At 56.4% G+C, this 24,997-nt stretch carries 26 protein-coding genes; 19 read left to right on the top strand and 7 right to left on the bottom strand.

Going from position 1 to position 24,997, the window contains the following annotated elements; genetic code table 11:
* Positions 1 to 31 precede the first annotated feature (31 nt).
* The 5 genes from K0H81_RS00660 to nudE form a co-directional block, all read right to left on the bottom strand.
* Positions 32 to 1,894 (bottom strand): MFS transporter, encoded by a 1,863-nt coding sequence (locus K0H81_RS00660; RefSeq protein WP_220059581.1) that lies wholly within the window; start codon positions 1,892 to 1,894, stop codon positions 32 to 34.
* Positions 1,885 to 2,517, bottom strand: a complete 633-nt coding sequence (locus K0H81_RS00655; RefSeq protein ID WP_220059580.1) for a TetR/AcrR family transcriptional regulator — start codon at positions 2,515 to 2,517, stop codon at positions 1,885 to 1,887. The genes K0H81_RS00660 and K0H81_RS00655 overlap by 10 nt, the downstream gene beginning before the upstream one ends.
* Before the next feature lie 106 nt (positions 2,518 to 2,623).
* Positions 2,624 to 3,079, bottom strand: coding sequence for a GNAT family N-acetyltransferase (locus K0H81_RS00650; protein WP_220059579.1), 456 nt, complete (start codon positions 3,077 to 3,079; stop codon positions 2,624 to 2,626).
* Positions 3,072 to 3,884, bottom strand: coding sequence for a 3'(2'),5'-bisphosphate nucleotidase CysQ (cysQ, locus tag K0H81_RS00645; protein ID WP_220059578.1), 813 nt, complete (start codon positions 3,882 to 3,884; stop codon positions 3,072 to 3,074). The genes K0H81_RS00650 and cysQ overlap by 8 nt, the downstream gene beginning before the upstream one ends.
* 53 nt (positions 3,885 to 3,937) lie before the next feature.
* Positions 3,938 to 4,483 carry an ADP compounds hydrolase NudE gene (gene nudE, locus K0H81_RS00640; RefSeq protein WP_160795780.1) on the bottom strand — a complete coding sequence of 182 codons (546 nt, stop codon included), beginning with the start codon at positions 4,481 to 4,483 and terminating at the stop codon, positions 3,938 to 3,940.
* 97 nt (positions 4,484 to 4,580) lie between these two features.
* On the opposite strand from nudE, the gene yrfG reads away from it, so the two are divergent.
* From yrfG to K0H81_RS00605, 7 genes are all read left to right on the top strand, one after another.
* On the top strand, positions 4,581 to 5,255 hold the full coding sequence (gene yrfG, locus K0H81_RS00635) for a GMP/IMP nucleotidase (RefSeq protein WP_220059577.1): 675 nt from the start codon (positions 4,581 to 4,583) through the stop codon (positions 5,253 to 5,255).
* A 118-nt stretch (positions 5,256 to 5,373) separates the two neighbouring features.
* Positions 5,374 to 5,991, top strand: coding sequence for a transcriptional repressor LexA (gene lexA, locus K0H81_RS00630; RefSeq protein ID WP_011863936.1), 618 nt, complete (start codon positions 5,374 to 5,376; stop codon positions 5,989 to 5,991).
* Positions 5,988 to 6,497, top strand: a complete 510-nt coding sequence (locus K0H81_RS00625) for a cell division inhibitor SulA (RefSeq protein WP_144202452.1) — start codon at positions 5,988 to 5,990, stop codon at positions 6,495 to 6,497. The genes lexA and K0H81_RS00625 overlap by 4 nt, the downstream gene beginning before the upstream one ends.
* 398 nt (positions 6,498 to 6,895) lie before the next feature.
* A complete protein-coding gene (gene coxB / locus K0H81_RS00620) occupies positions 6,896 to 8,461 on the top strand; it encodes a cytochrome c oxidase subunit II (RefSeq protein WP_220059576.1) in 1,566 nt (521 codons plus the stop codon).
* A 9-nt stretch (positions 8,462 to 8,470) separates the two neighbouring features.
* The gene (gene ctaD, locus K0H81_RS00615; protein WP_220059575.1) at positions 8,471 to 10,081 is read left to right on the top strand and encodes a cytochrome c oxidase subunit I; all 1,611 of its coding nucleotides are present in this window, start codon (positions 8,471 to 8,473) and stop codon (positions 10,079 to 10,081) included.
* 1 nt (position 10,082) lies between these two features.
* Positions 10,083 to 10,652, top strand: coding sequence for a cytochrome c oxidase assembly protein (locus tag K0H81_RS00610; protein ID WP_220059574.1), 570 nt, complete (start codon positions 10,083 to 10,085; stop codon positions 10,650 to 10,652).
* Entirely contained in the window at positions 10,649 to 11,524 is an 876-nt protein-coding gene (locus K0H81_RS00605) for a cytochrome c oxidase subunit 3 (protein WP_011863931.1), read from the top strand. The genes K0H81_RS00610 and K0H81_RS00605 overlap by 4 nt, the downstream gene beginning before the upstream one ends.
* A 15-nt stretch (positions 11,525 to 11,539) precedes the next feature.
* Here K0H81_RS00605 and K0H81_RS00600 read toward each other — a convergent pair whose 3' ends face one another.
* Positions 11,540 to 11,758, bottom strand: coding sequence for a DUF2909 domain-containing protein (locus tag K0H81_RS00600; RefSeq protein ID WP_144202446.1), 219 nt, complete (start codon positions 11,756 to 11,758; stop codon positions 11,540 to 11,542).
* On the opposite strand from K0H81_RS00600, the gene K0H81_RS00595 reads away from it, so the two are divergent.
* The 12 genes from K0H81_RS00595 to K0H81_RS00540 all read left to right on the top strand — a co-directional run bounded on the left by K0H81_RS00595 (position 11,757) and on the right by K0H81_RS00540 (position 23,918).
* Positions 11,757 to 12,512, top strand: a complete 756-nt coding sequence (locus tag K0H81_RS00595) for an SURF1 family protein (protein ID WP_220059573.1) — start codon at positions 11,757 to 11,759, stop codon at positions 12,510 to 12,512. The genes K0H81_RS00600 and K0H81_RS00595 overlap by 2 nt on opposite strands.
* A gap of 171 nt (positions 12,513 to 12,683) precedes the next feature.
* Entirely contained in the window at positions 12,684 to 13,235 is a 552-nt protein-coding gene (locus K0H81_RS00590) for a redox-active disulfide-containing membrane protein (protein WP_220059572.1), read from the top strand.
* On the top strand, positions 13,235 to 14,218 hold the full coding sequence (locus K0H81_RS00585) for a COX15/CtaA family protein (RefSeq protein ID WP_220059571.1): 984 nt from the start codon (positions 13,235 to 13,237) through the stop codon (positions 14,216 to 14,218). The genes K0H81_RS00590 and K0H81_RS00585 overlap by 1 nt, the downstream gene beginning before the upstream one ends.
* 12 nt (positions 14,219 to 14,230) lie before the next feature.
* Positions 14,231 to 15,133: a heme o synthase gene (gene cyoE / locus K0H81_RS00580; protein ID WP_220059570.1), complete on the top strand. Its 903-nt coding sequence runs from the start codon at positions 14,231 to 14,233 to the stop codon at positions 15,131 to 15,133.
* Between the two features lie 4 nt (positions 15,134 to 15,137).
* Positions 15,138 to 15,773 (top strand): SCO family protein, encoded by a 636-nt coding sequence (locus K0H81_RS00575; RefSeq protein ID WP_220059569.1) that lies wholly within the window; start codon positions 15,138 to 15,140, stop codon positions 15,771 to 15,773.
* 163 nt (positions 15,774 to 15,936) lie between these two features.
* The gene (locus tag K0H81_RS00570; protein WP_220059568.1) at positions 15,937 to 16,236 is read left to right on the top strand and encodes an STAS domain-containing protein; all 300 of its coding nucleotides are present in this window, start codon (positions 15,937 to 15,939) and stop codon (positions 16,234 to 16,236) included.
* Positions 16,233 to 16,595 (top strand): response regulator, encoded by a 363-nt coding sequence (locus K0H81_RS00565; RefSeq protein WP_033538855.1) that lies wholly within the window; start codon positions 16,233 to 16,235, stop codon positions 16,593 to 16,595. Before K0H81_RS00570 ends, K0H81_RS00565 begins: the two co-directional genes overlap by 4 nt.
* A gap of 21 nt (positions 16,596 to 16,616) precedes the next feature.
* The gene (locus K0H81_RS00560; RefSeq protein WP_220059567.1) at positions 16,617 to 18,701 is read left to right on the top strand and encodes a chemotaxis protein CheA; all 2,085 of its coding nucleotides are present in this window, start codon (positions 16,617 to 16,619) and stop codon (positions 18,699 to 18,701) included.
* Positions 18,702 to 18,729: 28 nt separating this feature from the next.
* Positions 18,730 to 19,287 (top strand): chemotaxis protein CheW, encoded by a 558-nt coding sequence (locus K0H81_RS00555; RefSeq protein WP_220059566.1) that lies wholly within the window; start codon positions 18,730 to 18,732, stop codon positions 19,285 to 19,287.
* Positions 19,288 to 19,309: 22 nt separating this feature from the next.
* Positions 19,310 to 21,904, top strand: a complete 2,595-nt coding sequence (locus tag K0H81_RS00550; protein WP_220059565.1) for a methyl-accepting chemotaxis protein — start codon at positions 19,310 to 19,312, stop codon at positions 21,902 to 21,904.
* Positions 21,905 to 22,012: 108 nt separating this feature from the next.
* On the top strand, positions 22,013 to 22,843 hold the full coding sequence (locus K0H81_RS00545; protein ID WP_220059564.1) for a CheR family methyltransferase: 831 nt from the start codon (positions 22,013 to 22,015) through the stop codon (positions 22,841 to 22,843).
* A gap of 28 nt (positions 22,844 to 22,871) precedes the next feature.
* Positions 22,872 to 23,918 carry a protein-glutamate methylesterase/protein-glutamine glutaminase gene (locus tag K0H81_RS00540; RefSeq protein ID WP_220059563.1) on the top strand — a complete coding sequence of 349 codons (1,047 nt, stop codon included), beginning with the start codon at positions 22,872 to 22,874 and terminating at the stop codon, positions 23,916 to 23,918.
* A 23-nt stretch (positions 23,919 to 23,941) separates the two neighbouring features.
* On the opposite strand, the gene K0H81_RS00535 is transcribed toward K0H81_RS00540, so the two are convergent.
* Positions 23,942 to 24,988 (bottom strand): polysaccharide deacetylase family protein, encoded by a 1,047-nt coding sequence (locus K0H81_RS00535; RefSeq protein WP_220059562.1) that lies wholly within the window; start codon positions 24,986 to 24,988, stop codon positions 23,942 to 23,944.
* Positions 24,989 to 24,997 lie beyond the last annotated feature (9 nt).

Here is a 24,997-nt window from a genome sequence, read left to right as displayed (position 1 = left end):
TTTTCGCTATCTAATCTAGGGCCGCAAGCGGCTAGGATGCGGGCAACATGGCCTCGACCCGCTCGCGCAGCAGATGGCGGTTAGCCTCTGTGCCCGACACCACATCATCCAGATCCACGGATATCTTAGACCAGAAGCGCTTTGGCCTGGTACTTAGGGCATGGCCATCCTTGTGGCTGAAATAGGAACCCCAGAGGCCGTTGAGGGCCATAGGGATCACAGGTACAGGATCGCGGGCGAGGATCTTGTCGATACCGGGACGGAACTCGCCCAGCTCACCGTTAGGGGTCAGACGCCCCTCGGGAAAGATACACACCAGCTCGCCATCGGCCAGCGCCTGATGGATAGACTCGAACGCCTGATTATAGGTGGCCTCACTCTGACGCGGCGAACAGATGGGGATCACTCCCGCATGACGAAACAGATACTTGAGCAGCGGCATCTCGCTGATAGATTTATCCATCACGAAACGGATCGGGCGGGTCGAGGCGCCCATGATGATCAAGGCATCCACATAGCTCACATGGTTGCACACTATGATGCCGGCACCTTCGCTGGGCAGCTTGTCACGGCCGGTAACTGTCACGCGATACAGGATATGGCTCAGCAGGTAACTGACAAATCTCTGGGTAAACTCGGGCACCTGGCTATAGACATAAAGGGCGACGACGGCATTGAGCAGCGCCAGCAACAGGAAGAGCTCTGTGATCTGCCAGCCAAACACCTCTAGCAGCAAGATAGACATGACCGCCGAGACCACCATGAACAGGGCATTCATGATATTGTTCGCGGCGATCGCCTGAGCACACTCGCCCCTGTCGGCGCGCGACTGAATAAAGGCGTACAGGGGCACGATAAACAGGCCGCCGCTCACCCCCACCATAAACAGGGCAAACATCACCCGATAGTGCTGTGACTCGGCGATGAAACTGCTAAAGCTATAGATGGTCTCGACTTGTGCGGGCAACTCGGGCAGCGACCACAGCAGATCCACACCAAACAGAGTTAGCCCAGCCACGCCGAAGGGCAGCAGCCCGAGCTCCACATGGCCGAAGGAGAAGCGCTCACACAGGAAGGAGCCCGCCGCAATACCGATAGAGAAGAGCGCCAACAGGAGTGAAACCACGGTTGCATCGGCGTGCAGATGCAACTTAGCAAAGTTGGGGAACTGGGTCAAATAGGTCGCCCCGAGGAACCAGAACCAGCTGATCGCCAAGATGGCCATCCAGATACTCGGCGTCTTCCTCACCTTGGCGATGCTTCGCCAGGTGCCAGACAAAGGTGCGAAACGTATCTTAGTGACATTTCCCTGCGGCGGCATGGCAGGAATCGCGCGGCTGCTCAGATAACCCGCCAGCGCCAACACGAATACGGTCGCCGCCGTAATGATCGCCCCCTTGTCGCTGGCCACCAAGAGACCGGCGCTCAGGGTACCTGTGAGGATAGAGAGGAAGGTGCCCATCTCCACCCAGGCATTGCCCGTCACCAGCTCATCTTCTGCCAATGCCTGAGGCAAAAGCGAGTATTTTACCGGCCCGAAATAGGCCGACTGGCTACCGGTTAAGAAGAGCAGCAACAACATCATCATGTAGCTCTGGGTCAAGATCGCCATGGCGGCGCAGGACATGATCACCAGCTCGAGCTGCTTTAAGCGCCTGATCAACTTGGCCTTGTCCATGTTATCGGCCACCACACCCGCGTGGGCAGAAAACAGGAAGAAAGGCAGAATAAACACGCCGGCGGCGAGGTTAACAAACAGGTTGACGCTGATGGGCAGGCTCTCTATCTGGCTGTAGGTCACCATCAGGAGCAGCACATTCTTGTAGATATTATCGTTGAGCGCGCCCAGACACTGGGTCGCAAAATAGGGAAAAAACCGCTTGGTTAACAACATAACGCCTCCTTGTGATAACCCAATCCTTTAAGTTGTACCGCGAGATGATGACTAATGGCCTGCTCAATACTGATCCCGGGGGCAAAGAGCTTATCGTCCAGCGACAGACTCACCAGACCATGGACGCCGCCCCACAGGGCGCGGCTCGCCAGTAGCAGTTGCTCAGTTGAAAGCTCGGGCAGCAGACGCGCCAGGCAAGCCTCAATCAGGCCAAACAGCTGCGCGATTAGCTGGGCATGGTGCTCGCTCAGCCCCTGCTCCTCCGTCGCCTTAAGCTCGAAGATCAGCTGAAACGCCCTTGGCTGCGCGAAGGCAAATTGCTGATAGGCCGCGGCCATCGCCTCAAGCTGACTCGACTCAGACGCTTGGCTTTGAATCGGGTCAGCTTGAGCGCTAGCGGCCAGGCGCCGATACAGCTCGTCCAGGGTCAGTTCGGCAACCGCCAGCAATAAGCCCTGATAGCTACCGAAGAGATTCACCAGGGTGCTGGGCACATAACCTATGGCCGCCGCTACCTTGCGCAGGCTAAGACTATCGAGCGGCTCGACCTCCAGGTGGCGCAGCACCGCGGTGGTCGCCATCGCCCGGATCTCATCATGAGTATGTTCTTTGCGTCTTGCCATCTCGGCTCCATCGCGCTGTCAATTTGTGCTCAAGTTACCAGCAAGCAAAATAAAAAACAATGTTCACAATAAGATTATTTTTCACCGGGTAGTAATAAGTAGGATTTTATCGCTGGAGTATCATGAGGATCCTGTCTTCGCCCGGGCCGAAATAATCGGTTTCCAGCCCCTGGTCGACAAAGCCCAGCTTGGCATAGAGGTGTCTAGCGGGATTCTCCGGCGCTACCGTGAGTTTTACCAGGGTCACGCTATCTGGCAGCGCACTTAGGGCATCGGTGATCAGGCGCCTGCCTATGCCCCGACCCTGAGCGGCATCGTCGACGGCCACAGAGAGGATCCAGGCGCAGTCGGCCTGTTCACTCCTTGCCAGCAAGATGTAGCCGAGTAGGCGATCAGTGTCGTCGCAGGCAACAAGCAGCCCGCTCGGCCAGCAATCGAAGCTCTGACGAAAGAAAAAATCCGGGTAGGCATGGTCGCCAAAGAGCCCCTGCTCGAGACGATAGATCGCTGGCAGCTGAGTCTTACAAGCCGCCTCGACACTGATAATGCTTGGGTTATTCACCGGTTAACAGCTCATCCCATGGCAGGTGAGTCGAGCCCACGACGATGAAATTGGGGTTCTCCAGTGATTCGCGCTCGTTGTAGCTCAGCGGCTGCAGCTCGAGGTCCATCACCTGGCCGCCAGCCTCTTCGATGATGATCTGCGCCGCGCCTGTATCCCACTCGCCGGTTGGGCCGATGCGCACATAGCAGTCGGCGCGGCCCTCTGCCACCAGGCAGCTCTTTAACGCCGCACCGCCCAGCACAACGAGCTCACAGTGCTTAGGATGATTGAAGAGCTTCAACACAGATTGAGGATCCTGGCGACGGCTCACCGCCAGACGAAGGCAGGGCTCATCGTCTTTGGTCAGCTGTTTGCTGGCGATACGCACCTCGCCCTTGCTGCTACGCTTATAGGCCCCCAGGCCTGCCACGGCATAGTAGACCACACCCGTCATGGGCACATAGACGATTCCCATGATGGGGCGGTTGTGCTCGACCAGGGCGATGATCACCGAGAAGTCGCCGCTACCGGCGATAAACTCACCCGTGCCATCGAGAGGGTCAACCAACCAGTAACGCTGCCAGTCGGCGCGCTGGGAAAAGGGAATGTCGGCCGCTTCTTCTGAGAGGACGGGGATCTCAGGGGTAAGGCTGCTTAGCTGGGAAGAGATGATCTTATGGGCCGCGATATCGGCTGAGGTTACCGGGGTATTGTCGGATTTCACCTCTTTGTCAAAACTGCCCTCGAGGTAGATCCCTTTAATGGCCTCTCCCGCCTCGATGGCAATCGAAATCGCCTGCTCAACATACTCTTCTGGCTTCATCACAACTCCAACAGCCTACATCTGGCAATGCCTAATATGAAAATTTGAATTAACTACTTTAGTTTTAGATGTTTCTGTGCCAAAAACAAGGCGCTAACGCTTCGAGATTCGGAAAAATCATCTTCTAATAACAGCTCAGACCACTGGCTCAATGGCCAGCGTACCACCTCTATGGGTTCAGGTTCGTCACCCTCTAATCGACTCTCATACAGATCTTCGGCGACGAAGATCTGCATCTTACTGGCAAAGTAGCCAGGCGCCAGGCTCAACTCCATCAGATGGGTCAGCTTACGGGCGCCAAAACCTATCTCTTCCTGGAGTTCACGGTTGGCCGCCTCGGCATGAGTCTCGCCGGGATCCACCAGGCCCTTGGGAAAGCCCAGCTCATAGCTGTGGGTGCCCGCCGCATATTCGCGCCCCAGCAGTAACTCCTCGCCATGCACAGGCACAACCATCACGGCGCCGCGGGCGTTGCCCTTCATGCGCTCATACTGACGCTCAACCTGGTTCGAAAATTTTAAATGCACCTGCTCTATCTGAAACAGACGGCTCTGGGCAACAACTTCGGCATGTAGGATCTGCGGCTTTTTGTCCGGCATGAAACTTCCTGATAAAAATGGCGTTTGCTTAACCACTCAATCTTACTATGATGGGCCTAATCCACAACTCAAACCAAGGAATTTTTTTACTCGATTTATGTTTCCCTGGAATAAGATAGATACCGTACTGCTGGATATGGACGGCACCCTGCTGGATCTGCATTTCGACAACCATTTCTGGCTCAGTCTGGTACCTCAAGCCTTGTGTGAACAAAGGCAGATCCCTAAGGTCGAGGCTCAGCAACTAGTGGAGACAGCCTATGCTAAGGTCTTCGGCACCCTGGAGTGGTATTGCCTGGAATATTGGCAACAGGAGCTGGGTCTGGACATTCTGGCTTTGCACCACACTCTGGTCGACCGGATCCAGCTGCGTCAGGACAGCATGCCCTTTCTCACCGCACTGGCCAGACACAGCAAGCGGCGCATCTTGGTCACCAACGCCCACCCACACAGTCTGGCACTGAAACTCGAGCATACAGAGCTGGCTAACGGACTCGATGAGATGCTCTCGAGTCACGCAACCGGCTATCCCAAGGAACACCCACAATTTTGGCGTCACCTGTTTAGTCAGTTTTCCCTGGATCCCAGCCGTTGCCTGTTTATCGACGACAGCGAGCCCATACTGCAGGCGGCCAAGCAGGCCGGCGTTGGCTACCAGCTGGGGATCAAGAATCCCGACAGCCAGAAGCCTCACAAGCAGTTTGCCGACTTCCCCGCCATCGACGATTACCATCATCTACTGCTCTCACTTGAACAGACGCATCTCGGCTAATCAATCACACTTTAGGCGCTAATCGCTTGATGGGATTGGGAGAAAATCTGGTTAATACTTGCACTGTATAAAATACTGTATATACTGACAGGTACTGTATGGAAAGACAGGATTAATCATGAGACCCTTAACCCCAAGACAAGCCGAGATTTTAGATCTGATAAAACGCAATATAGCCGACACGGGCATGCCGCCTACCCGTGCCGAGATTGCGCGTCGATTAGGCTTTAAGAGCGCCAACGCCGCCGAGGAACACCTCAAGGCCCTGGCCAAGAAAGGCTGCATCGAGATCATGCCCGGCACCTCACGTGGCATCAAGCTGACCCAAGAGGAAGAGCCTGAAGATCTCGGCCTGCCCCTCATAGGTCAGGTGGCCGCAGGTGAGCCTATCCTGGCCCAAGAGCATGTGGAACAACACTATCAGGTTGACCCTAGCATGTTCCGCCCCAGCGCCGACTTTCTGCTGCGCGTCAGGGGTGACAGTATGAAAGATATAGGTATTCTCGAGGGCGACCTACTGGCGGTACATAAGGTCGAACAGGCAAGAAACGGCCAGATAGTCGTGGCCCGCGTGGAAGATGATGTAACGGTTAAACGCTTCGAGAAACGTGGCAGTACCGTCTATCTGCATGCCGAAAATGAAGAGTATTCCCCTATCGTGGTGGACCTCACCACCCAGAGCCTGAGCATCGAAGGCCTGGCCGTCGGCGTTATTCGAAATGGAGACTGGCAATGAACAACCTAATGGGCATGGCGCCACGCCATCCAGGACTGTGGGTCGATCTCGACAGCTCACTAAAGCGCGGCGATGGCAACACTATCTCGACTACGGCAAGTTCGACCCAGGGCAAGCAGGAGCTGCAGGCCCTCACCCCGGAACTGGCTCGACTCAGTCAGCAGGGACAATGGGTGGTGTTAATCAGCCCACCTAATATAGGCTACAAGCAGATGCTGGCCGACGGCGGTGTGCGTATGGATCGCATCCTCTTGGTACACACCAAGGATGAGGTCGAAACCCTGTGGGCGATGGAAAAAGCCCTCACAAGTGGTACATCCAGTGCGGTGATCTGCTGGGCACAAACCCTGGATGCCCGTGACAGTCGTCGCCTACAGATAGTTGCCAAGAATACCCGCGCCCTGGGGGTGGTAATCGAAGATGCGAATGGTCACTTACCTGCCAACCCTTTTCCCCAAGAGGATCTCGGCGGCCAGACCTTGAGTCTGTTCAGTTCGCTGCATTGATATTCCGCGCTTTACCTTTCCATACAGACGCCCCGCCAGGGGCGTTTTTGTGTCTGTTTTGTTTAGAAAAATAAAATAAAAGTGATCTTGATCAATATTTAAACAGCCATTAAGTTAGTAAGAGATATCAACGATTATTTGTTATATCGCACAATTTGGTTGTCGGCTTGAGCGGCGAAAATGAACCTGTACTACCTCGCCTACGGAAGCTGAAATTGGTCTGATATATTCAGCCGTAAGTGCAAGCGTGGTCACCACCAGCAGAACAAGAGATTCACCACCGACGCACTTTGAAGTCATCGTTGCTTTTTTGGGAACTGAAGAGTTTGCATAGAGCCGAGACATACTGTGTGGCTCTTCTTTGTAGTTGCCTTCGCAATTGACAGAGGAGAAGTCTAGTGAAGCAAGTGTTGTGTTGTTTGCTGGCGTTGCTATTTACGCCCACCATACTCGCAGCAGATATGCCCCTGAACATGACATCAGGGGTCACAGAGATCAGCAATAAGGTGTTTAGCCTTCATATGACGATTCTCTATATCTGCTGTGCCATAGGCCTAGTCGTCTTTGGGGTGATGATCTACGCCATCATCAACCATAGGCGCTCCAAGGGTGCCGTCGCGGCAAACTTTCATGAGAGCACTAAGGTAGAGATCGCTTGGACGCTCGTTCCCTTTGTCATCTTGATCCTCATGGCCATCCCGGCCACCAAGACCCTCATCGCCATGGAAGATCCCAGCAATGCCGATCTCACCATCAAGATCACAGGTTCCCAATGGAAATGGCACTACAGCTATTTTGACCAAGACATCAGCTACTACAGCCTACTGGCGACCCCCAGAGAACAGATAGAAGGTAAGGAGACCAAAGGCGAACACTATCTGCTGGAGGTCGACAAGCCACTGGTGCTGCCGGTCAATCGTAAGATCCGCTTCCTGATGACCTCGGAGGATGTGATCCACTCCTGGTGGGTACCGGCCTTCGCGGTGAAGAAAGACGCTAACCCAGGCTTCATCAACGAGGCCTGGACCCGCATCGACAAGCCAGGCATCTACCGTGGCCAGTGCGCCGAACTTTGCGGCAAGGATCACGGCTTCATGCCAATCGTGGTGCAAGTACTTTCCGAAGCCGATTTCGACAACTGGATTGTCGAGCAGGAGGCACAGGCCAGCGCTGCCGCCGCCGAGGCGCAGGCAGCCTTGTCGAAGACCCTGTCGAAAGAAGAGCTGATGACTCAGGGCGAACAGGTCTATATGGCGCGCTGCGCCGCCTGCCACCAGCCAAATGGTGCCGGTTTACCTGGCGTCTTCCCGTCACTCATAGGCAGCCCAATCATCAAGGGCCCTGTCGCCGATCACCTGGATGTGGTGCTACATGGCCGCTCCGGCACAGCGATGCAGGCCTTCGCCCAGCAGCTCACCGCTACAGAAATAGCCGCAGTGGTCACCTTCGAGCGTAATGCCTGGGGTAACGACACGGGCGATACGGTGCAGGCAGCCGATGTCAACCAGGCAAACTCAGGCGCATCGAGCGGCGCTAACACAGGAGCAGATGCAGCTGCCGAAGCGGTTCAATCTATACCTACCCCGACGGCCGAATCCAGTGCGGCAGCAAACTCCGTCGCCGAGGAATCTCAAGCACCTGTGTTAGACGATCTGACCATGGATGAGCTGATGGCCAAGGGAGAGCAGGTTTATCTCGGCCACTGCGCCGCCTGTCATCAGGCCACAGGCATGGGATTACCCGGCGCCTTCCCGGCACTCAAAGGCAGCGCCATCGCCACAGGGCCAGTTGAGAATCACCTAGACATAGTGCTTCACGGTAAGCCTGGCACCGCCATGCAGGCCTTCGCCAGCCAGTTAACGCCACAGGAACTCGCCTCGGTGATCACCTATGAGCGCAACGCCTGGGGTAACAACACAGGCGACATGGTTCAGGCAACAGACGTCAATCAACAGGGTCAATAGGGAGGCATTATGAATGCAATAACGCGTGAAGCAGATATGGATGCCACTCATATTGGCGAACATTCGACCCACCACGAGGAGCACCCGACGGGCATAAAGCGTTGGCTGTTTACCACCAACCATAAAGACATAGGCACCCTGTATCTCTGGTTCAGTTTCATCATGTTCTTAACCGGCGGCGCCATGGCCATGGTGATCCGCGCCGAGCTGTTCCAGCCGGGTCTGCAACTGGTGGAGCCCAACTTCTTCAACCAGATGACCACAGTTCACGGCCTCATCATGGTGTTTGGCGCCGTGATGCCAGCCTTTACCGGCCTCGCCAACTGGCTAATCCCTATGATGATAGGCGCGCCGGATATGGCCCTGCCGCGGATGAACAACTGGAGTTTCTGGATCTTGCCCTTCGCCTTTGCGATCCTGCTCAGCTCGCTGTTTATGGAGGGCGGCGGGCCTAACTTTGGTTGGACCTTCTACGCCCCGCTGTCGACGGCCTATAGCCCGGATAGCACGGCGCTGTTTGTCTTCTCGGTGCACATCATGGGTATCAGCTCCATCATGGGTGCCATCAACGTGATCGTGACCATAGTCAACATGCGCGCTCCGGGCATGAGCTGGATGAAGCTGCCACTGTTCGTCTGGACCTGGCTGATCACCGCCTTCTTGTTGATCGCCGTGATGCCGGTACTCGCCGGTACAGTGACCATGGTACTGACCGACAAGTTCTTCGGCACCAGCTTCTTCGACGCCGCCGGTGGTGGTGACCCTGTGATGTTCCAGCATATCTTCTGGTTCTTCGGCCATCCCGAGGTCTACATCATGATCTTGCCGTCCTTCGGCATCATCTCCGCCATAGTACCGGCCTTCAGCCGCAAGAAGCTGTTCGGCTACTCCTCCATGGTGTATGCCACCGCCAGTATCGCGATCCTCTCCTTCCTGGTCTGGGCGCACCACATGTTTACCACAGGTATGCCTGTGTTCGCCGAGCTCTTCTTCATGTACTGCACCATGTTGATCGCCGTGCCGACCGGGGTGAAGGTATTTAACTGGGTCGCCACTCTCTGGCGCGGCTCGCTCACCTTCGAGACGCCCATGCTGTTTGCACTGGCCTTTATCATACTCTTCACCATAGGCGGCTTCTCCGGTCTGATGCTGGCCATCACGCCGGTGGACTTCCAGTATCACGACACCTACTTCGTCGTGGCCCACTTCCACTATGTGCTGGTCTCGGGGGCTATCTTCTCCATCATAGCGGCGGCCTACTATTGGCTGCCTAAGTGGACCGGGCATATGTACAGCGAGAAGCTCGGCAAGCTGCATTTCTGGTGCTCGGTGATCTCTGTGAACGTGCTCTTCTTCCCCATGCACTTCCTAGGGCTGGCGGGCATGCCGCGACGTATTCCGGACTACTCGATTCAGTTTGCCGACGTCAACCAGATTGTCTCTATCGGCGGCTTCGCCTTCGGCCTGTCTCAGCTGATCTTCCTGGTGGTGGTGATCAAGTGCATCCGCGGCGGCGAGCCAGCACCCAGCAAGCCTTGGGATGGCGCCGAGGGACTGGAGTGGACATTGCCGAGTCCGGCCCCCTACCACTCATTCTCGACACCACCTGAGGTGAAATAGCATGACGGACACTAAGGCGTACTCCAACCGTAAGCTGATCGGCCTGCTGCTATTAGGTTGCGTGGGCATGTTCGGCTTCGGATTCGCCTTGGTGCCTCTATACGATGTGCTATGTGAAAAATTAGGCATCAATGGTAAGACGCAATCGACCGCCGCCGAATATAAGGCGGTGACCATAGACACCAGCCGCACCGTATCGGTCGAATTTATGGCACAGACCCAGAAAGATATGCCTTGGGTCTTCGCCCCTGAGATGAAACGCATTCAGGTGCATCCGGGTGAGGTGATTCGTACTCAGTTTCACGCCAAAAATCTCTCGGCGCAGCAGATTGTCGGACAGGCTATTCCCTCTGTCTCTCCGGGACAGGGCGCGGCCTATTTCCACAAGACAGAGTGCTTCTGCTTTAACCAGCAAAAACTCGATGCCAATGCCGATGCGCAATTACCTTTGATCTTCTATGTCGATACCGAGCTGCCCGAGCAGATCTCGACACTGACTCTCTCTTATACGCTATACAACATCACCGACAAGGGGTACGTAGATGATGTTGAGCAAGGAGCTTCGAAATGACAAGCAAACATGAACACTACTATGTCCCCGCCCAGAGTGCCTGGCCCATCATAGGTGCCTTCGGCCTCTTCCTCATCGCCTATGGCGCCGGCAGTTATGTACAGCAGTTACAGACGGAGCAGACTAGCGGCGGTTATATCCTTACAGCCGGGATCGCCGTCATCCTCTACATGGTCTTCGGCTGGTTCAGGACAGTGATCGGCGAGTCCATGTCTGGCCTCTACTCTAAACAGATGGATCGCTCCTTCCGCCAAGGAATGAGCTGGTTTATCTTTTCCGAGGTGATGTTCTTTGCCGCCTTCTTCGGTGCCCTGCTCTATGCCCGAACCATTGCCGTGCCCTGGCTCGGTGGCGCCTCGAACAATGCCATGACCCACGAAGTGCTCTGGCCCAATTTCCAGGCGGTCTGGCCTCTGGTCACCACACCGGACGGCACCAAGACGGAGGCCATGGGCTGGACGGGTCTGCCCCTTTACAACACCATCATACTGCTGACCTCGTCGGTAACTCTGCATTTCGCCCATGTGAGCCTGGAGAAGAGCAAACGCACCGCGCTCACCCTCTGGCTAGGCATCACCATACTCTTAGGTCTTGCCTTCCTCTTCCTCCAGGCAAAAGAGTATGCCCACGCCTATCAGGAGATGGGGCTGACTCTCTCCTCTGGCGTTTATGGTAATACCTTCTTCCTGCTCACCGGATTTCACGGCATGCACGTGACCCTGGGGACTATCTTTCTGTTCGTGCTCTTCTTGCGGGTACTGAGGGGGCATTTCACGCCGGATAAGCATTTCGCCTTCCAGGCGGGCAGTTGGTATTGGCACTTTGTGGATGTGGTCTGGCTCTGCCTGTTCGTATTCGTCTATGTGCTTTAGCGACGAATCGAGAGACTAATAGGGTCTGGGATTGGGAGTGATGACCCCCAGTCCCAGAGCAACCAACAACAGGATCACCACCAGCACAGAGAAGAGCACACGTCGCCCCAGATACTGACTCATGGGCGCCTTGCCTTCTCCCTTCACCAAAACAAATAAGGCCCGGCCAAGATTAAAGATAATGAAGACCAATAGCAGTACTAAGACGATCTTAAATAGCAGTATTTCGCTCATGAAGGCTCCCACGGTTCGCGGTGGCACGATTTTTCTCGTTTTAGTTACTTTGCTGGTATTCACCATTCTGGTCAAGCTGGGACTGTGGCAGTTAGACAGGGCCGCCGAGAAGCAGGCGCTGCAACAGGCGCTCACCCTCAAGCAGGCCGCCGCGCCGCTGGATTATCAGAGTCTGCTCGTCTTAGCCGAGCGCGGGTCCCTCACCGGCTACCGTCTGGAGGTCAAGGCGACACCTGTGGATGCCCCCATCATACTGCTAGACAACCAGGTATATGAGGGCCGCGTCGGTTATCTTGCCTATCAGGTGATGCGTGTCGAGACCGAGATCGAGGCCGATACTCCCTTGCTGCTGGTCGAGCTTGGCTTTATCGACAGCGGCCTGGACAGACAGAAACTGCCCCAATTAACCAAACTAAGCCGAGAGGAAACACTGAGCGGTCGCGTCTATCAGCGAGCCAGCAACCCCTTGAGTCAGCATCTGATGGCCGAAACGGGCTCCCCCATGCGGATCCAGAACCTTAACCTGCCTGAGTTATCGCAAACACTTGGGCTGCCGCTCGCCCCCGCCATACTCCAACCCGAGACGATTCCGGGCAGCGCGCTACCCCATCCCTGGCAGCCGATCCCCATGAGTGCCCAGAAGCATCAGGGCTATGCACTACAGTGGTTTTCCATGGCGACCGTATTTCTGATGCTTATGACTTACCTTCTGATATTTAAGAGGAAAAATGAAAAATCCAGAAAAAACAAATGAGTGCCGTAACTTGTTGCGCAAAACCAGCTGACCCTGTAGGTTAAACAATAGGCACCCCAAATTAACGGGGGCTCACCCAGGTAAATGGTCACTTCCTAGCCGTCTCGGGGAGTTGATATTTTTCGGTGTCTGGCACGCGCTAACCCATAAAATAATCAACAGAGGATTAAGATGAGATCCCCAAAGAGCCGAGGCGCAAAACCCCTACTGATCTTGCTACTGGTATTTGTCTTGCCCGTTGCGGTGGCAAAGCTGGTGCTGAGTCTGAATCTCTACCATGGTGGCGTCACCAACAAGGGCGAACTCCTGCCGCCCGATACCAACTACGCCCGCTTGGCGATGGCCAACCCCATGCCCAAGCACTGGCAGATGATCTACCTGTTGCCGACCCAATGTGATCAGGCCTGCATGAACCGACTCTACATACTGCATCAGAGCCAGATCGCCCTGGGACGGGACCAACACAGGGTCAACCCCATCATACTGCTGCAGGCAGAAAGCGATCTCGCCGCGCTGCAGGAGAGTGAGTTCAGCTTCACCACAGCCCAGGCTACCGAGGCGCTCAGCCAGATGCTAACTCGGGAAGAGATCATCATAGTGGATCCCCTGGGCTCCCTGGTGATGCGCTATGCCCAGGTTGAAGATGAGCAGGCCCAGCTGATGCTGGGTAAGGCGATGATCGCCGACTTAAGAAAGATGCTTAAACTGTCGAGGGTCGGCTAATGCAGATGACATCCCTACTCAAACTCACCCTGGTTTTTACCCTGTGCGTTATCCTGATGGGCGCCTACACCCGACTGTCTGACGCCGGCCTTGGCTGCCCCGACTGGCCCGGCTGCTATGGCATGATCAAGGTGCCTACCCAGAGCCATGAGCTGGCCAAGGCACAGGACAGCTTTCCCGAACACACGGTAGAACCTGAGAAGGCTTGGCTGGAGATGATCCATAGATATATTGCCGGCACCCTGGGCCTGCTGGTCGCCTTAATCCTCTTTATCAGCTTCAGGCAGCCCGACGCCCCCAAGAAGCTGCCGAGCTTTATCGCCCTGCTGATCCTGTTCCAGGCGGCGCTGGGGATGTGGACTGTCACCATGAAACTCATGCCCGTGGTGGTGATGTCTCACCTGATAGGCGGCTTTACCCTGATCTCCTTATTGTGGCTCCTCTATCTCAGAACCAAGCCGCTACGCCTACCCGGCGGCGAGCCAAGGCTGCGAAAACTGGCACCCTACGCCCTCTTCTGCCTTTGCCTACTCGTACTGCAGATCATCCTGGGCGGCTGGACCTCCTCTAACTATGCGGCGCTGGCCTGCACCACACTGCCCATCTGCGAAGGAGACTGGGTAAGCAACCTAGACCCGCTGCACGCCTTCTATCCCCTGCACAAGACGGAAGGTAGCTACGAGTTCGGCATACTGGATTACTCCTCCCGCATGACAATTCATGTGGCGCACAGGTTCGGCGCCATCATCACGGCGACCGCCCTGCTCTGGCTGGTGTATCGCATGATCAAATTCTCACACTCTCAGCTGCTGAGACGCAGCGCCTGGGTCCTCCTGGGGTTATTGTGCCTACAGATAGCCCTAGGGATCAGCAACGTAGTACTGCACCTTCCCCTAGGGATCGCCGTGTCCCATAACGCGGGCGCCGCACTCCTGTTACTCACCTTGGTCTTCATCAACTACGCCCTGTGGCGTAAGGCATAAGGAGGCATCGCCATGGCCAAACCTATGACAATCACTAAGCCTGTCGCCACCCCGCTACCCTGGCGCGCCTACCTCGAGATGACTAAGCCTAGGGTGGTTGCCCTGATGCTGCTGACCGTGTTGGTCGGCATGTGTCTGGCGGTGCCAGGCGCGGTACCGGTTCAGCCACTGATCGCCGGCCTGGTGGGCATAGGCATGATGGCGGGGGCCGCTGCCGCCTATAACCATCTGATCGACCGCCGCATCGACGGCCTGATGGCCCGCACCTATAACCGTCCGCTCCCCAAAGGCCGGGTCTCTATCACCAAGGCGCTCACCTTTGCCACCGCCATGGCGATTCTCGGCTTTGCGCTGCTCTACTGGGCCGTCAACCCGCTAACCGCCTGGCTCACCTTCGCCAGCCTCATCGGCTACGCGGTGATCTATACCGCCTATCTCAAGCGCGCGACACCGCAGAATATCGTCGTCGGCGGTCTGGCCGGCGCCATGCCCCCCCTGCTGGGTTGGACGGCGATCACCGGCGAGTTTCACGGCCATGCCTTGCTGCTGGTGATCATCATCTTCGCCTGGACCCCGCCCCACTTCTGGGCGCTGGCGATCCACAGGCGCGCCGAATATGCCAAGGTCGATGTGCCCATGCTGCCCGTCACCCACGGCGTCGAGTTTACCAAGACCTGCATCATGCTCTATACGGTATTACTGGCGCTGGCCTGCCTCTACCCAGTGTTGGTTGGCATGTGCGGCCCCCTCTATCTGATGGGGTCGACCCTGTTGAGTTGTGGCTTCATCTATAAGGCCTGGCAGCTCAAGTATCGAGACAAGCCGGGCCTGGCGATGCAGGTGTTTCGCTTCTCCATCTACCATCTGATGCTGCTCTTCTTGCTGCTCCTGGTCGACCACTACCTCTGGAGCTAACGCAATGAAACCGCTATGGATAGTCCTAACTTTACTCATCTTCAGCGGCCTGGGGGCGATCGCGGCGGTTAACTTCACGGGTCAAGCGACGCCGCCTGAGCTGCTCACCAGCTATCGTTATCCCCAGCAGCGACCTCTGTCCCCCTTCGAGCTGACAGATCAGAACGGCAAGGCCTTCACCAACGCCAGGCTAAAAGACAAGTGGAGCCTGTTCTTCGTCGGTTACACCTCCTGCCCGGATGTCTGCCCCACCACACTGGGCAAGCTGGCGGCGGCCTATCAACAGCTGGAAGGCGTAGTAGATCTACAGGTGGTGTTTCTGTCGGTCGATCCGGCCCGGGATACTCAGGCCAAACTCAAGGATTACATCAACTTCTTCAATCCTAACTTCGTTGCGGTCACGGCCCCCCATAGCCAGTTACTGCCGCTGACCCGGGAGCTGGGCTTCGTCTATACCATGGTAGGCGAAGGCGAAAACTATCAGGTGGATCACAGCGCCTCCATGGTGCTCATCTCCCCCGACGGCACCCGGGTGGCCACGGTTAAGCCCACCAGCCTGGATCCGCGACAGCTGCCGCAGATCCGCAACAAGAACCTCATTCATGATGTGATCGCCCTGGCGACTCACTATGGTGAATAGCAAGAATCACTGGTCAAATTTGCTTTCATCACACATCACTGGCTCCTCACTCGGGAGCCTATTTAGTTAAAAAACTGTTATTTTTCAGGCAAGCCTCTTATTTACCGTCTATCTTTTGATCCTAGTGGAGTCTTATTGACAGGGATTGTAGAGGAGCCCCCCGATGACCCAGAGTCCGATTCGCTTAGCGTCCGAGCTGACGATTCGTAACATCCAGCAGGTCCATCACGATATTGCCGAACAACTCACAGCGTCTGACGCCTTGTGTATCGACGCCAGCCAGTTGACCCGGGTCGATACCTCAGGTGCGCAGCTGCTCTACTTTTTGCATCACTATTGCCAGACGCACCACCATGCCATCGAGTGGACACCGCCCGCAGAGGAGGTCGAACATACCTTGGCCGAGTTGGGGCTCGACGCGACACAGATCTTTGTGCTTGCTCAGGAGAGAATTCAGGAATGAAGAAGATACTCGCAGTGGATGATTCAGCCTCCATGCGTCAGATGGTGGGCTTTACCCTCAAGACAGCGGGATTCGACGTGACCGAAGCCTGCAACGGTGACGAAGCGTTGACCCAGGCGAAGAGCCAGGACTATGACCTGGTGATCTCAGACGTCAACATGCCAGTGATGGACGGCATCACACTAATCCGTAATCTACGCAGCCTGCCCAACTACAAGTTCACCCCTCTGCTGATGCTCACCACAGAATCGGGCAGCGACAAGAAGCAGGAGGGACGCTCGGCCGGAGCCACCGGCTGGATAGTCAAACCCTTTAACCCAGACCAGCTGCTTGCCACGGTCAACAAGGTGTTACGTTAATCTGAGTCTGGATGGTGGGATATGGAAATCGATCTGAGTCAATTCAGCCAAGTCTTCTTTGAAGAAAGCCTAGAGGGCTTGGAAAGCATGGAGTCCGAGCTGCTTAAGCTCGATATCGCCGCGCCGGATCCCGAGGCGATCAACACCATCTTTCGCGCCGCCCACTCCATCAAGGGGGGCAGCGGCACCTTCGGTTTTAACCAGGTCGCCAACTACACCCACCTGCTAGAGACGCTGCTGGATGAGATCCGCGATGGCCGCCGCGAGATGACCAGCCATCATCAGGACATACTCCTGCTGTCGGTCGACCTGCTGCGCAACATGCTCGACGCAGTCATGCATCAGCAAACCTTCGACGATCCCATGCTCGCCGATCTGGAGCAGAAGTTTGCCGCCGAGCTATCCCAGGCCGAGTCACAAGAAGATACGGCTTCGCGCGAACCCGAGACACCAGAACTGACGACCTGGCAGATCAGCTTCAAGGCGGGCACGGACATCCTCAGGTACGGTAACGACCCCCTGCTGATGTTCAACGAGCTGGGTCAGTGTGGCGAACTCAGTGTCGAGCTGCTGCCTCAAGAGGTCCCCGACTTCACTCAGTATGACCCCGAGGCCTGCTACCTCGCCTGGTCGCTCACCCTCACCACAGACCAACCCCTTTCGCGTCTCAAGGAAGCCTTCGAATGGGTCGAGGATGAATGCGACATTGACTATCAGGCTCAGCCCAAGGCGATCGAGGCCAACAAGATAGCGACAGAGAAAGAGATAGAGGCGACGGCAGAAAACGATATTCAGACCAGTGCCCAGGCCAATGCTCAAACCAATGCTCAAACAACTCCCCCGGCTAGTATCCAGCCCGAAAAACCCGCAAGCCAGACCAGGCCCAGCGTGGTCAGCAACAAGACCCAGGACGCTGGCTCCATTCGCGTCAGCATAGAGAAGATAGATCTGCTGATCAACATGGTAGGTGAGCTGGTGATCACCCAGGCCATGCTGGGCCAAATCGGTCAGCAGGAGGAGATGACGCCCGAGTCCTTCATCACCATGAAACAGGGGCTGGAGCAGCTGGCCAGCCACACCCGGGATCTGCAGGAGAGTGTCATGCAGATCCGTATGCTGCCCATCAGCTTCGCCTTCAACCGCTTCCCCCGTCTGGTACGGGACATAGGCCAGCAACTGGGCAAACAAGTAGAGCTGGTCCTCAAAGGGGAGGATACCGAGCTGGATAAGACTGTGATGGAGAAGATAGTCGATCCTATGGTGCACCTAGTGAGAAACTCCCTCGACCACGGTCTGGAGACCCCAGAGGTGCGCCGTCAGAAGGGCAAACCCGAAACAGGCACCCTCACCCTCAATGCCTTCCATCAGGGCGGTAACATCATCATAGAGATCATCGATGACGGCGCCGGGCTCAACACCCAGAAAATTCTCGATAAGGCACGCGCCAAGGGACTGGTCGGCAGCGACGAGGAGCTGAGCGAAGAGGCCATTCACCAGCTGATCTTCAAACCCGGCTTCTCTACCGCAGAGACGGTCTCGGACCTCTCCGGCCGCGGCGTCGGCATGGATGTAGTGCTAAGAAATATCCACGAACTCAACGGCACCATAGAGCTGAAATCCACCCAGGACAAGGGCAGTCGCTTTACCATACGCCTGCCACTCACCCTGGCGATACTCGATGGTCAGTTGGTACGCATTGGTACGCACACCTATGTGGTGCCCCTGGTGGCGATTCACGAGTCGCTCGAGGTGCCCGCCGCCCATATCAATCGCCTGAGTGAAGAACATGAGGTGATCCGTCTGCGGGATGAATACCTGCCTGTGCTCAAGGTCTATGAGGCATTCCATCACGAAGCAGATGCCAAACAGATTAAAGATGGCCTGGTGATGGTGGTCGATGCCAACAACGACAAGGTGGGGCTCCTGGTCGACGAGCTACTGTCCCAGCAGCAGGTGGTGATCAAGAGTCTGGAAGATAACTACAGCAAGGTGGCCGGTATCTCGGGAGCCACCATACTCGGCGACGGCACCGTCGCCTTGATCATAGACATTGCCGGGTTAGTCAGCCTCGCGGGCATCAACAACACCCAAGAGCACGCCGCCTAGAAAACCAAATGAGAAGGGAGATTCATCCATGACACAGGCAGACGAAGCAGGCATCACACTCACCGCCAAAGACGATGCCAGCGATCAGTATCTTACTTTCATCATGGCCGATGAGGAGTATGGCGTCGACATACTCTCGGTGCAGGAGATCCGCGGCTGGGAGCCAACGACAGTCATTCCCAACTCCCCCAGCCATGTCAAAGGAGTCATCAACCTGCGCGGCACCATAGTCCCCATCATAGATCTACGGCAACGATTCGGTATCGCCAGCCTGGACTATGGCCCCACAACCGTGGTGATCGTCATCAAGGTCTGTATCGGCGACGAACACAAGGTGATCGGCATAGTGGTCGATGCCGTCTCTGATGTCTTCAGTGTCCATCACAGGGATCTGCGCGACGCCCCCGACTTCGGCGAGGAGACAGATCTCACCTTCATCAAGGGACTCGCCAATCTGGCGGACAAGATGGTGATTCTGCTGGACATAGACACCCTACTTAGCAGTGAGGTGCTGCCCGAGGCCACCCAACTGTCAAACATCATCAATAATATCGACGCTGCTTCAACACAGGCTGTCAGCGCCTAACCCGGCAAGAGAGGAACAGAGAATGGATGCAATGAACAGCAAGACTGGCAACGCAAACAATCTGCCGATCATTGGACTGCTGATCGCTGGCGTCGCAGCCCTATTGGCCTTTACCCAGCAGCCCTCGCTCTGGGTCGGCATAGCTCAGGTGGTTGCCATCGCCGTCATCGCCCTGGGTATTCAACAACAGGGGCAGATGCAACACAGGCTGCGGCAAGCCTTCGAGGAGATCCGCCAGGCACTCGAAGGCAAGAATCCGCCGAGCTTTTCCGCCTTCGACTATCCCCATTGGCCTGAGATCAGCCAGAGCCTGACCCAACAATGGCATGCCAACCAGGGCAATCAGGCACAGCTCAGGGCACTGGAGATCTGCCAGGCCAATGTGATGCTGGCCGACCCCCAAGGCAATATTAACTTCCTCAACCAGTCGCTGCGCCAGACCCTGGAAAAGGCAGAGTCTGACATACAGCAGGCGATCGCCAGCTTCAGCGTCGACACGCTTATCGGCACCAACATGGATGCCTTCCACCAGCAACCCAGCCATCAACAAAACATCATTGCCAAGCTGCAACGCCCACACTCGGCGCAGATTAAGGTAGGTAGCCGCATCTTTTCCTTGATCGCCTCTCCGGTGTTTGACGACGAGCATCAGCGCATCGCGACTGTGGTCGAATGGCAGGATAAGACCGAAGCCCTGGCCAAGGCGGACGCAGAGAACAAGCTGGCCCAGGAGAACAGCCGCATCAAGCAGGCGCTGGATGTCTGCCGCGCCAACGTCATGGTGGCGGATGCCGACTATAACATCATCTACCTCAACGACTCTGTCACCCAGATGCTTAAGGACAATGAGCAGACGCTGCAACAGACGCTGACCAAATTCAATACCAATAGCCTGCTCGGCAGCAATATCGATATCTTCCACCAGAACCCGGCCCATCAACGTAAGATGCTCGACAGGCTCACCGGCAGCTACGACACCAGCATTCAGGTCGCGGGGCTAGACTTCACCCTGATCGCTACCCCGGTATTTGAGAATGGCGTGCGCACGGGCACAGTGGTCGAGTGGCAGGATGTCACCGAGAAGCTGGCCAAGGAGGCGAAGGAACGTCAACTAGCCGCCGAGAATGCCCGCATCAAGCAGGCGCTGGACAATGTCTCCTCCAATACCATGGTGGCCGACGCCGATCTGAACATCATCTACATGAACAAGGCCGTCAGCCAGATGTTCAAGCAGGCGCAGAATGATATTGCCAAGGATCTGCCTAACTTCGACGCCAGCAACCTCATGGGCGTCAACATAGACAATTTCCACAAGAATCCCAGCCATCAACGCAACCTGCTCAAGACGCTGACCACCACCTACACCAGCCAGCTCAAGGTTGGCGGACGCACCTTCCAGGTGGTCGCCAACCCTATCCGCGATCCTAACGGTGAAAGCATAGGCACGGTTGTGGAGTGGGCCGACAGAACCGCCGAGGTAGCGATAGAACATGAGATAGACTCCATCATCGGCGCCGCCAGCAAGGGGGACCTCTCCCTGAGGGTAGGCACCCAGGATAAAGAGGGCTTCTTCCTCAACCTCTCCAACGGCCTTAACCGTCTGGTCGGCATCGCCGACCAGGTGATAGGCGATGTGGTGAACATGTTCGACGGCCTGGCCAAGGGGGATCTCAATCGTCAGATCCAGGGCGAGTATCAAGGCCAGTTCGGTAAGCTACAGGCCGATGCCAATGCCACCGCAGCCAAGCTGACCGAGGTGCTCGATGGCATCAACCAGTCCGCCAATACAGTGACCTCGGGTGCCGAAGAGATCGCCCAGGGTAACGCCGACCTGAGTCAGCGCACCGAGGAGCAGGCCGCCTCCCTCGAAGAGACAGCTTCGAGCATGGAGGAGATGACGGCAACCGTCACCCAGAGCGCACAAAACGCCACGGTCGCCAATCAACTGGCTCAGGAGGCTAACACTAAGGCCGCCCACGGCGGCAAGGTGGTGGAGCAGGCCGTGACCGCCATGGAGGCAATCAACGAATCAAGCAAGCGTATCGCCGACATCATAGGGGTGATCGATGAGATCGCCTTCCAGACCAATCTGCTGGCCCTCAATGCCGCCGTCGAGGCGGCCCGAGCGGGCGAGCAGGGACGCGGCTTTGCCGTGGTGGCAGGCGAGGTGCGTAACCTGGCGCAGCGCAGCGCCGGCGCCGCCAAGGAGATCAAGGAGCTGATCCGTGACAGCGTGACCAAGGTGACCGATGGTACCCAGCTGGTGAACCAGTCCGGTGAGACGCTGGAAGATATAGTACAGGCGGTGACTAAGGTCGCCGATATGATCAGCCAGATCAGCATCGCCTCGGATCAACAGTCGGCGGGCATTCAGGAGGTTAACAAGGCGATCTCTCAGATGGATGAGATGACCCAGCAAAATGCCGCCCTGGTCGAACAGGTATCGGCCGCTGGCGATGCCATGGCCGAACAGGCGCGCAACATGAAGGCGCAGCTCGGCTTCTTCCAGTCTCAGACGCCGGTGCATTCGGGCATGACCTCGGCGCCGCTCTCCTTGGTTGCCGGCGATAGCCATGGCCCCCTGAATATCAGCAACGAGGAGTGGAACGAGTTTTAGGAACTGGGGGCGCCAGAGGAAGGCGCCCCATAGAGTCGATTCGATAGCCAGCAGCCGATATTAGGCCAGGGGATGCAATTGGAACAGAGCAATGAAAAGGAATTTCCGATGGCGCAGCAAGACTTCGAATTTATTCGGCAGCTTGCCTATCGCGAGTCGGGCATAGTGTTGCCAGACAGGAAGCAGCACATGGTCTACTCGCGCCTCAGCAGACGCCTGCGCGCCCTCAAGTTGAACAATTTCCATCAGTATTGCCAGAGGCTAGAGGACGATGGCGGCGAGTTGATCAACTTCATCAATGCCCTGACCACTAACCTCACCTCCTTCTTTCGCGAGGCCCACCACTTCGACTACCTGGAGCGGCACCTGGTGCCTCAGTGGCAACAGAGACGCAATCGCCGCCTGCGCGTCTGGTCGTCGGCCTGCTCCACCGGCGAAGAGGCTTACAGCATCGCCATGACCCTGGCGAAACACTTTCCGTCCGCCAGCTGGGATCTCAAGATCCTCGCCACAGATCTCGACACTAACGTGCTGAACAAGGCCAGGGCCGGTATCTACAGCCAGGAGGCGATGGCCAACCTGCCCAAGGCGCTGCTGAACCAATATGTGGAACCCGGGCCCCATCCCGGCGAGGTCATGCTGTGCGACTCACTCAAGCGACTCATCCACTTCAAGCAATTGAATCTACTAGGCGAATGGCCCATGCATGGCCCCTTCGATCTCATCTTCTGTCGCAACGTGCTCATTTACTTCGATGCCCAGACCAAGGTGAAGATCATCCGCCAGTTTCGACGACTGCTCGCCGACGATGGTCACCTGTTTATCGGTCATTCGGAGACGTTGCATAATATCTCGAGCGATTTCAAATTGATCGGCCAAACCATCTATCAACCTCAACACGCTGCTCTGGTGCGGCAACGACTCGGTGTCGGCGTATGAGCCAGATAACGCAAAAGGATGGCGCCATATGATAAAAGTATTGATCATAGATGACTCACCTCTGGTCAGGCAGCTGCTTACCCATATGCTCTCACAGGCGCCGGATATCAAGGTGGTCGCCTCAGCCGAAGATCCCTACGAGGCCAGGAGCCTGATCAAGCAATTTAACCCAGATGTGCTGACACTGGATATCGAGATGCCCAAGATGGACGGCATCGCCTTTCTGCGCAACCTGATGAAGCTCAGACCCATGCCGGTCGTCATGGTCTCGACTCTGACCCACAAGGGCGCCGAGATCACCCTGGAGGCCTTGGCACTAGGTGCGGTGGACTTCATCTCTAAGCCCAAGTCGGATCTCACCAATACATTGCTGGATTATACCGATGAGCTGATCGACAAGGTGCGCACCGCCGCCGTCAGCCATGTTAAGCCGCTCACCCGGCCGGTTGTTCAGGTCGCCACCAGCAACATGTTTGCCCTTACCGGGGACAAGTTGATCGCCATCGGCGCCTCGACCGGTGGGACAGAGGCTATCCAGCGGGTGATCACCCCGCTGCCGGCAAATACGCCGCCCATAGTGATCACCCAACATATTCCCGCCGCCTTTAGCCTCTCCTTCGCCAAGCGATTGGACAGCCATTCTGCGATGAAGGTGATCGAGGCCAAGGGCGGCGAGCTCATAGCGTCAGGCACCGCCTATCTGGCCCCTGGGGATGCTCATCTCACGGTGGAGAAACACGGCGGCAGGCTCTATACCAAGCTACTGGACTCAGATCCGGTCAATCGACATAAGCCCGCAGTGGATGTGCTATTCAACAGTATCGCCGACTGCTATGGGGCCAACACCATAGGTATACTGCTAACGGGAATGGGAAAAGATGGAGCCCTGGGGCTGGAACGCCTCAAGGCTGCCGGCAGTCACACCATAATACAGGATGAGGCCAGCTCTGTGGTATGGGGCATGCCGGGCGCCGCCGCCGAGCTCAATGCTCACAAGGAGATACTGCATCTGGACAAGATCCCCGCCCGGCTGATGCAGCTACTCAACGCCAGCAAGACGGCGGAGATCTCCTAGCTCTTGTGACACATCGATCTAATCTACTCCTTCACCCAGGTGCCGTCATTTTTCGGCCTGACCCAGGCCTGGGAGAACCAATAATAGCGTCCGCTTGCCTTGCTTGGGGCTGTGCAGTTGTAGCGCGAACGCCCCGGTGGCAGGTCTGTCACCGCCTGTATACTGAAGGTATCTTCACTCTCCCAGCTCGGCTTCATGGCGCCTTGGCCCTGGACGAAGCACATCACTTGGCTGGCGACGATATCTGTCATATCTAAGGTCACCTGCATCTCGGGTCGCCACCGCCCCTGGGGCAGTTGGGTATTGCGCGGGGTGATCGCCAGCACAGGCATATTCAGGCTATAGAGCTTGGCCTTGAGCGAGGTGAGATCCGCATAGGCACCCGCCACAGGGAAGCGCGGCAAGGCGGTAAGCGAAGAGTAACCGCCTGCAGCGCCAGACTGCTGGCCGAAGCCCACGAAGCCCAGCTTATCCGCCAGCGCCTCGATGGCCGTATTATATTCGCCATAGGGGTAGGCTAACATCTTCACACTCTGGCCGGTTTTCGCCTCTATCTCGGCCTCGGTGGCAAGTAGATTATCTGTAATCCGACTCAGCCAAACCTGCTCATCCTCACCGTGTAGACGGCGAATAAGATGCTCATGGCCCCAGCTGTGGTTGGCCAGCGTCACCCCCTCATCGCTCAGGCGTTTCAGGGTTGCCCAGCTCATCACATTCTTATGCTTACGCTCTATGGGATCGATGGAGATAAAGATGGTGTAGGGATAGCCGAACTCCTTCAAGATAGGGTGCGCGGTATCGGCAATGTTCTGATAGCCATCATCGAAGGTGATGGCCACCGTCTTGTCCGCCAGCTCTCGTCCCTGCTTTATCGCCTCGACCACTTGGGTCAAGGGCTTGACCTTGAAACCATTCTCCCTCAGGTAGCTCATCTGCTCTCTGAATTGAGCAGGTGTCACACTGGTCACCATAGGGGTATCCTCGGATACATGATGATATTGTAGAATCACCACAGCATGAGCCGAATAACTGAGACAGGCCAATAGCGCTGCAATCACGCTTCTAAACATATTGAGTAA

Origin of the sequence: Shewanella halotolerans (assembly GCF_019457535.1) — a bacterium.
Taxonomy (GTDB): domain Bacteria; phylum Pseudomonadota; class Gammaproteobacteria; order Enterobacterales; family Shewanellaceae; genus Shewanella; species Shewanella halotolerans.
This window is presented reverse-complemented; position numbering and strand designations above follow the sequence as displayed.

What these genes read in the sequence shown, in the direction of transcription:
- K0H81_RS00590 (WP_220059572.1), top strand. Translation starts at nt 12,684, where the DNA reads ATGAGATCCCCAAAGAGCCGAGGCGCAAAACCCCTACTGATCTTGCTA.
- K0H81_RS00540 (WP_220059563.1), top strand. Translation starts at nt 22,872, where the DNA reads ATGATAAAAGTATTGATCATAGATGACTCACCTCTGGTCAGGCAGCTG.
- K0H81_RS00600 (WP_144202446.1), bottom strand. Translation starts at nt 11,758, where the DNA reads ATGAGCGAAATACTGCTATTTAAGATCGTCTTAGTACTGCTATTGGTC.
- K0H81_RS00655 (WP_220059580.1), bottom strand. Translation starts at nt 2,517, where the DNA reads ATGGCAAGACGCAAAGAACATACTCATGATGAGATCCGGGCGATGGCG.
- cyoE (WP_220059570.1), top strand. Translation starts at nt 14,231, where the DNA reads ATGGCCAAACCTATGACAATCACTAAGCCTGTCGCCACCCCGCTACCC.
- K0H81_RS00610 (WP_220059574.1), top strand. Translation starts at nt 10,083, where the DNA reads ATGACGGACACTAAGGCGTACTCCAACCGTAAGCTGATCGGCCTGCTG.
- nudE (WP_160795780.1), bottom strand. Translation starts at nt 4,483, where the DNA reads ATGCCGGACAAAAAGCCGCAGATCCTACATGCCGAAGTTGTTGCCCAG.
- K0H81_RS00605 (WP_011863931.1), top strand. Translation starts at nt 10,649, where the DNA reads ATGACAAGCAAACATGAACACTACTATGTCCCCGCCCAGAGTGCCTGG.
- K0H81_RS00660 (WP_220059581.1), bottom strand. Translation starts at nt 1,894, where the DNA reads ATGTTGTTAACCAAGCGGTTTTTTCCCTATTTTGCGACCCAGTGTCTG.
- lexA (WP_011863936.1), top strand. Translation starts at nt 5,374, where the DNA reads ATGAGACCCTTAACCCCAAGACAAGCCGAGATTTTAGATCTGATAAAA.
- K0H81_RS00550 (WP_220059565.1), top strand. Translation starts at nt 19,310, where the DNA reads ATGGATGCAATGAACAGCAAGACTGGCAACGCAAACAATCTGCCGATC.
- yrfG (WP_220059577.1), top strand. Translation starts at nt 4,581, where the DNA reads ATGTTTCCCTGGAATAAGATAGATACCGTACTGCTGGATATGGACGGC.
- K0H81_RS00585 (WP_220059571.1), top strand. Translation starts at nt 13,235, where the DNA reads ATGCAGATGACATCCCTACTCAAACTCACCCTGGTTTTTACCCTGTGC.
- K0H81_RS00535 (WP_220059562.1), bottom strand. Translation starts at nt 24,988, where the DNA reads ATGTTTAGAAGCGTGATTGCAGCGCTATTGGCCTGTCTCAGTTATTCG.
- ctaD (WP_220059575.1), top strand. Translation starts at nt 8,471, where the DNA reads ATGAATGCAATAACGCGTGAAGCAGATATGGATGCCACTCATATTGGC.
- cysQ (WP_220059578.1), bottom strand. Translation starts at nt 3,884, where the DNA reads ATGAAGCCAGAAGAGTATGTTGAGCAGGCGATTTCGATTGCCATCGAG.
- K0H81_RS00545 (WP_220059564.1), top strand. Translation starts at nt 22,013, where the DNA reads ATGGCGCAGCAAGACTTCGAATTTATTCGGCAGCTTGCCTATCGCGAG.
- K0H81_RS00555 (WP_220059566.1), top strand. Translation starts at nt 18,730, where the DNA reads ATGACACAGGCAGACGAAGCAGGCATCACACTCACCGCCAAAGACGAT.
- K0H81_RS00560 (WP_220059567.1), top strand. Translation starts at nt 16,617, where the DNA reads ATGGAAATCGATCTGAGTCAATTCAGCCAAGTCTTCTTTGAAGAAAGC.
- K0H81_RS00565 (WP_033538855.1), top strand. Translation starts at nt 16,233, where the DNA reads ATGAAGAAGATACTCGCAGTGGATGATTCAGCCTCCATGCGTCAGATG.
- K0H81_RS00575 (WP_220059569.1), top strand. Translation starts at nt 15,138, where the DNA reads ATGAAACCGCTATGGATAGTCCTAACTTTACTCATCTTCAGCGGCCTG.
- K0H81_RS00595 (WP_220059573.1), top strand. Translation starts at nt 11,757, where the DNA reads ATGAAGGCTCCCACGGTTCGCGGTGGCACGATTTTTCTCGTTTTAGTT.
- K0H81_RS00570 (WP_220059568.1), top strand. Translation starts at nt 15,937, where the DNA reads ATGACCCAGAGTCCGATTCGCTTAGCGTCCGAGCTGACGATTCGTAAC.
- K0H81_RS00625 (WP_144202452.1), top strand. Translation starts at nt 5,988, where the DNA reads ATGAACAACCTAATGGGCATGGCGCCACGCCATCCAGGACTGTGGGTC.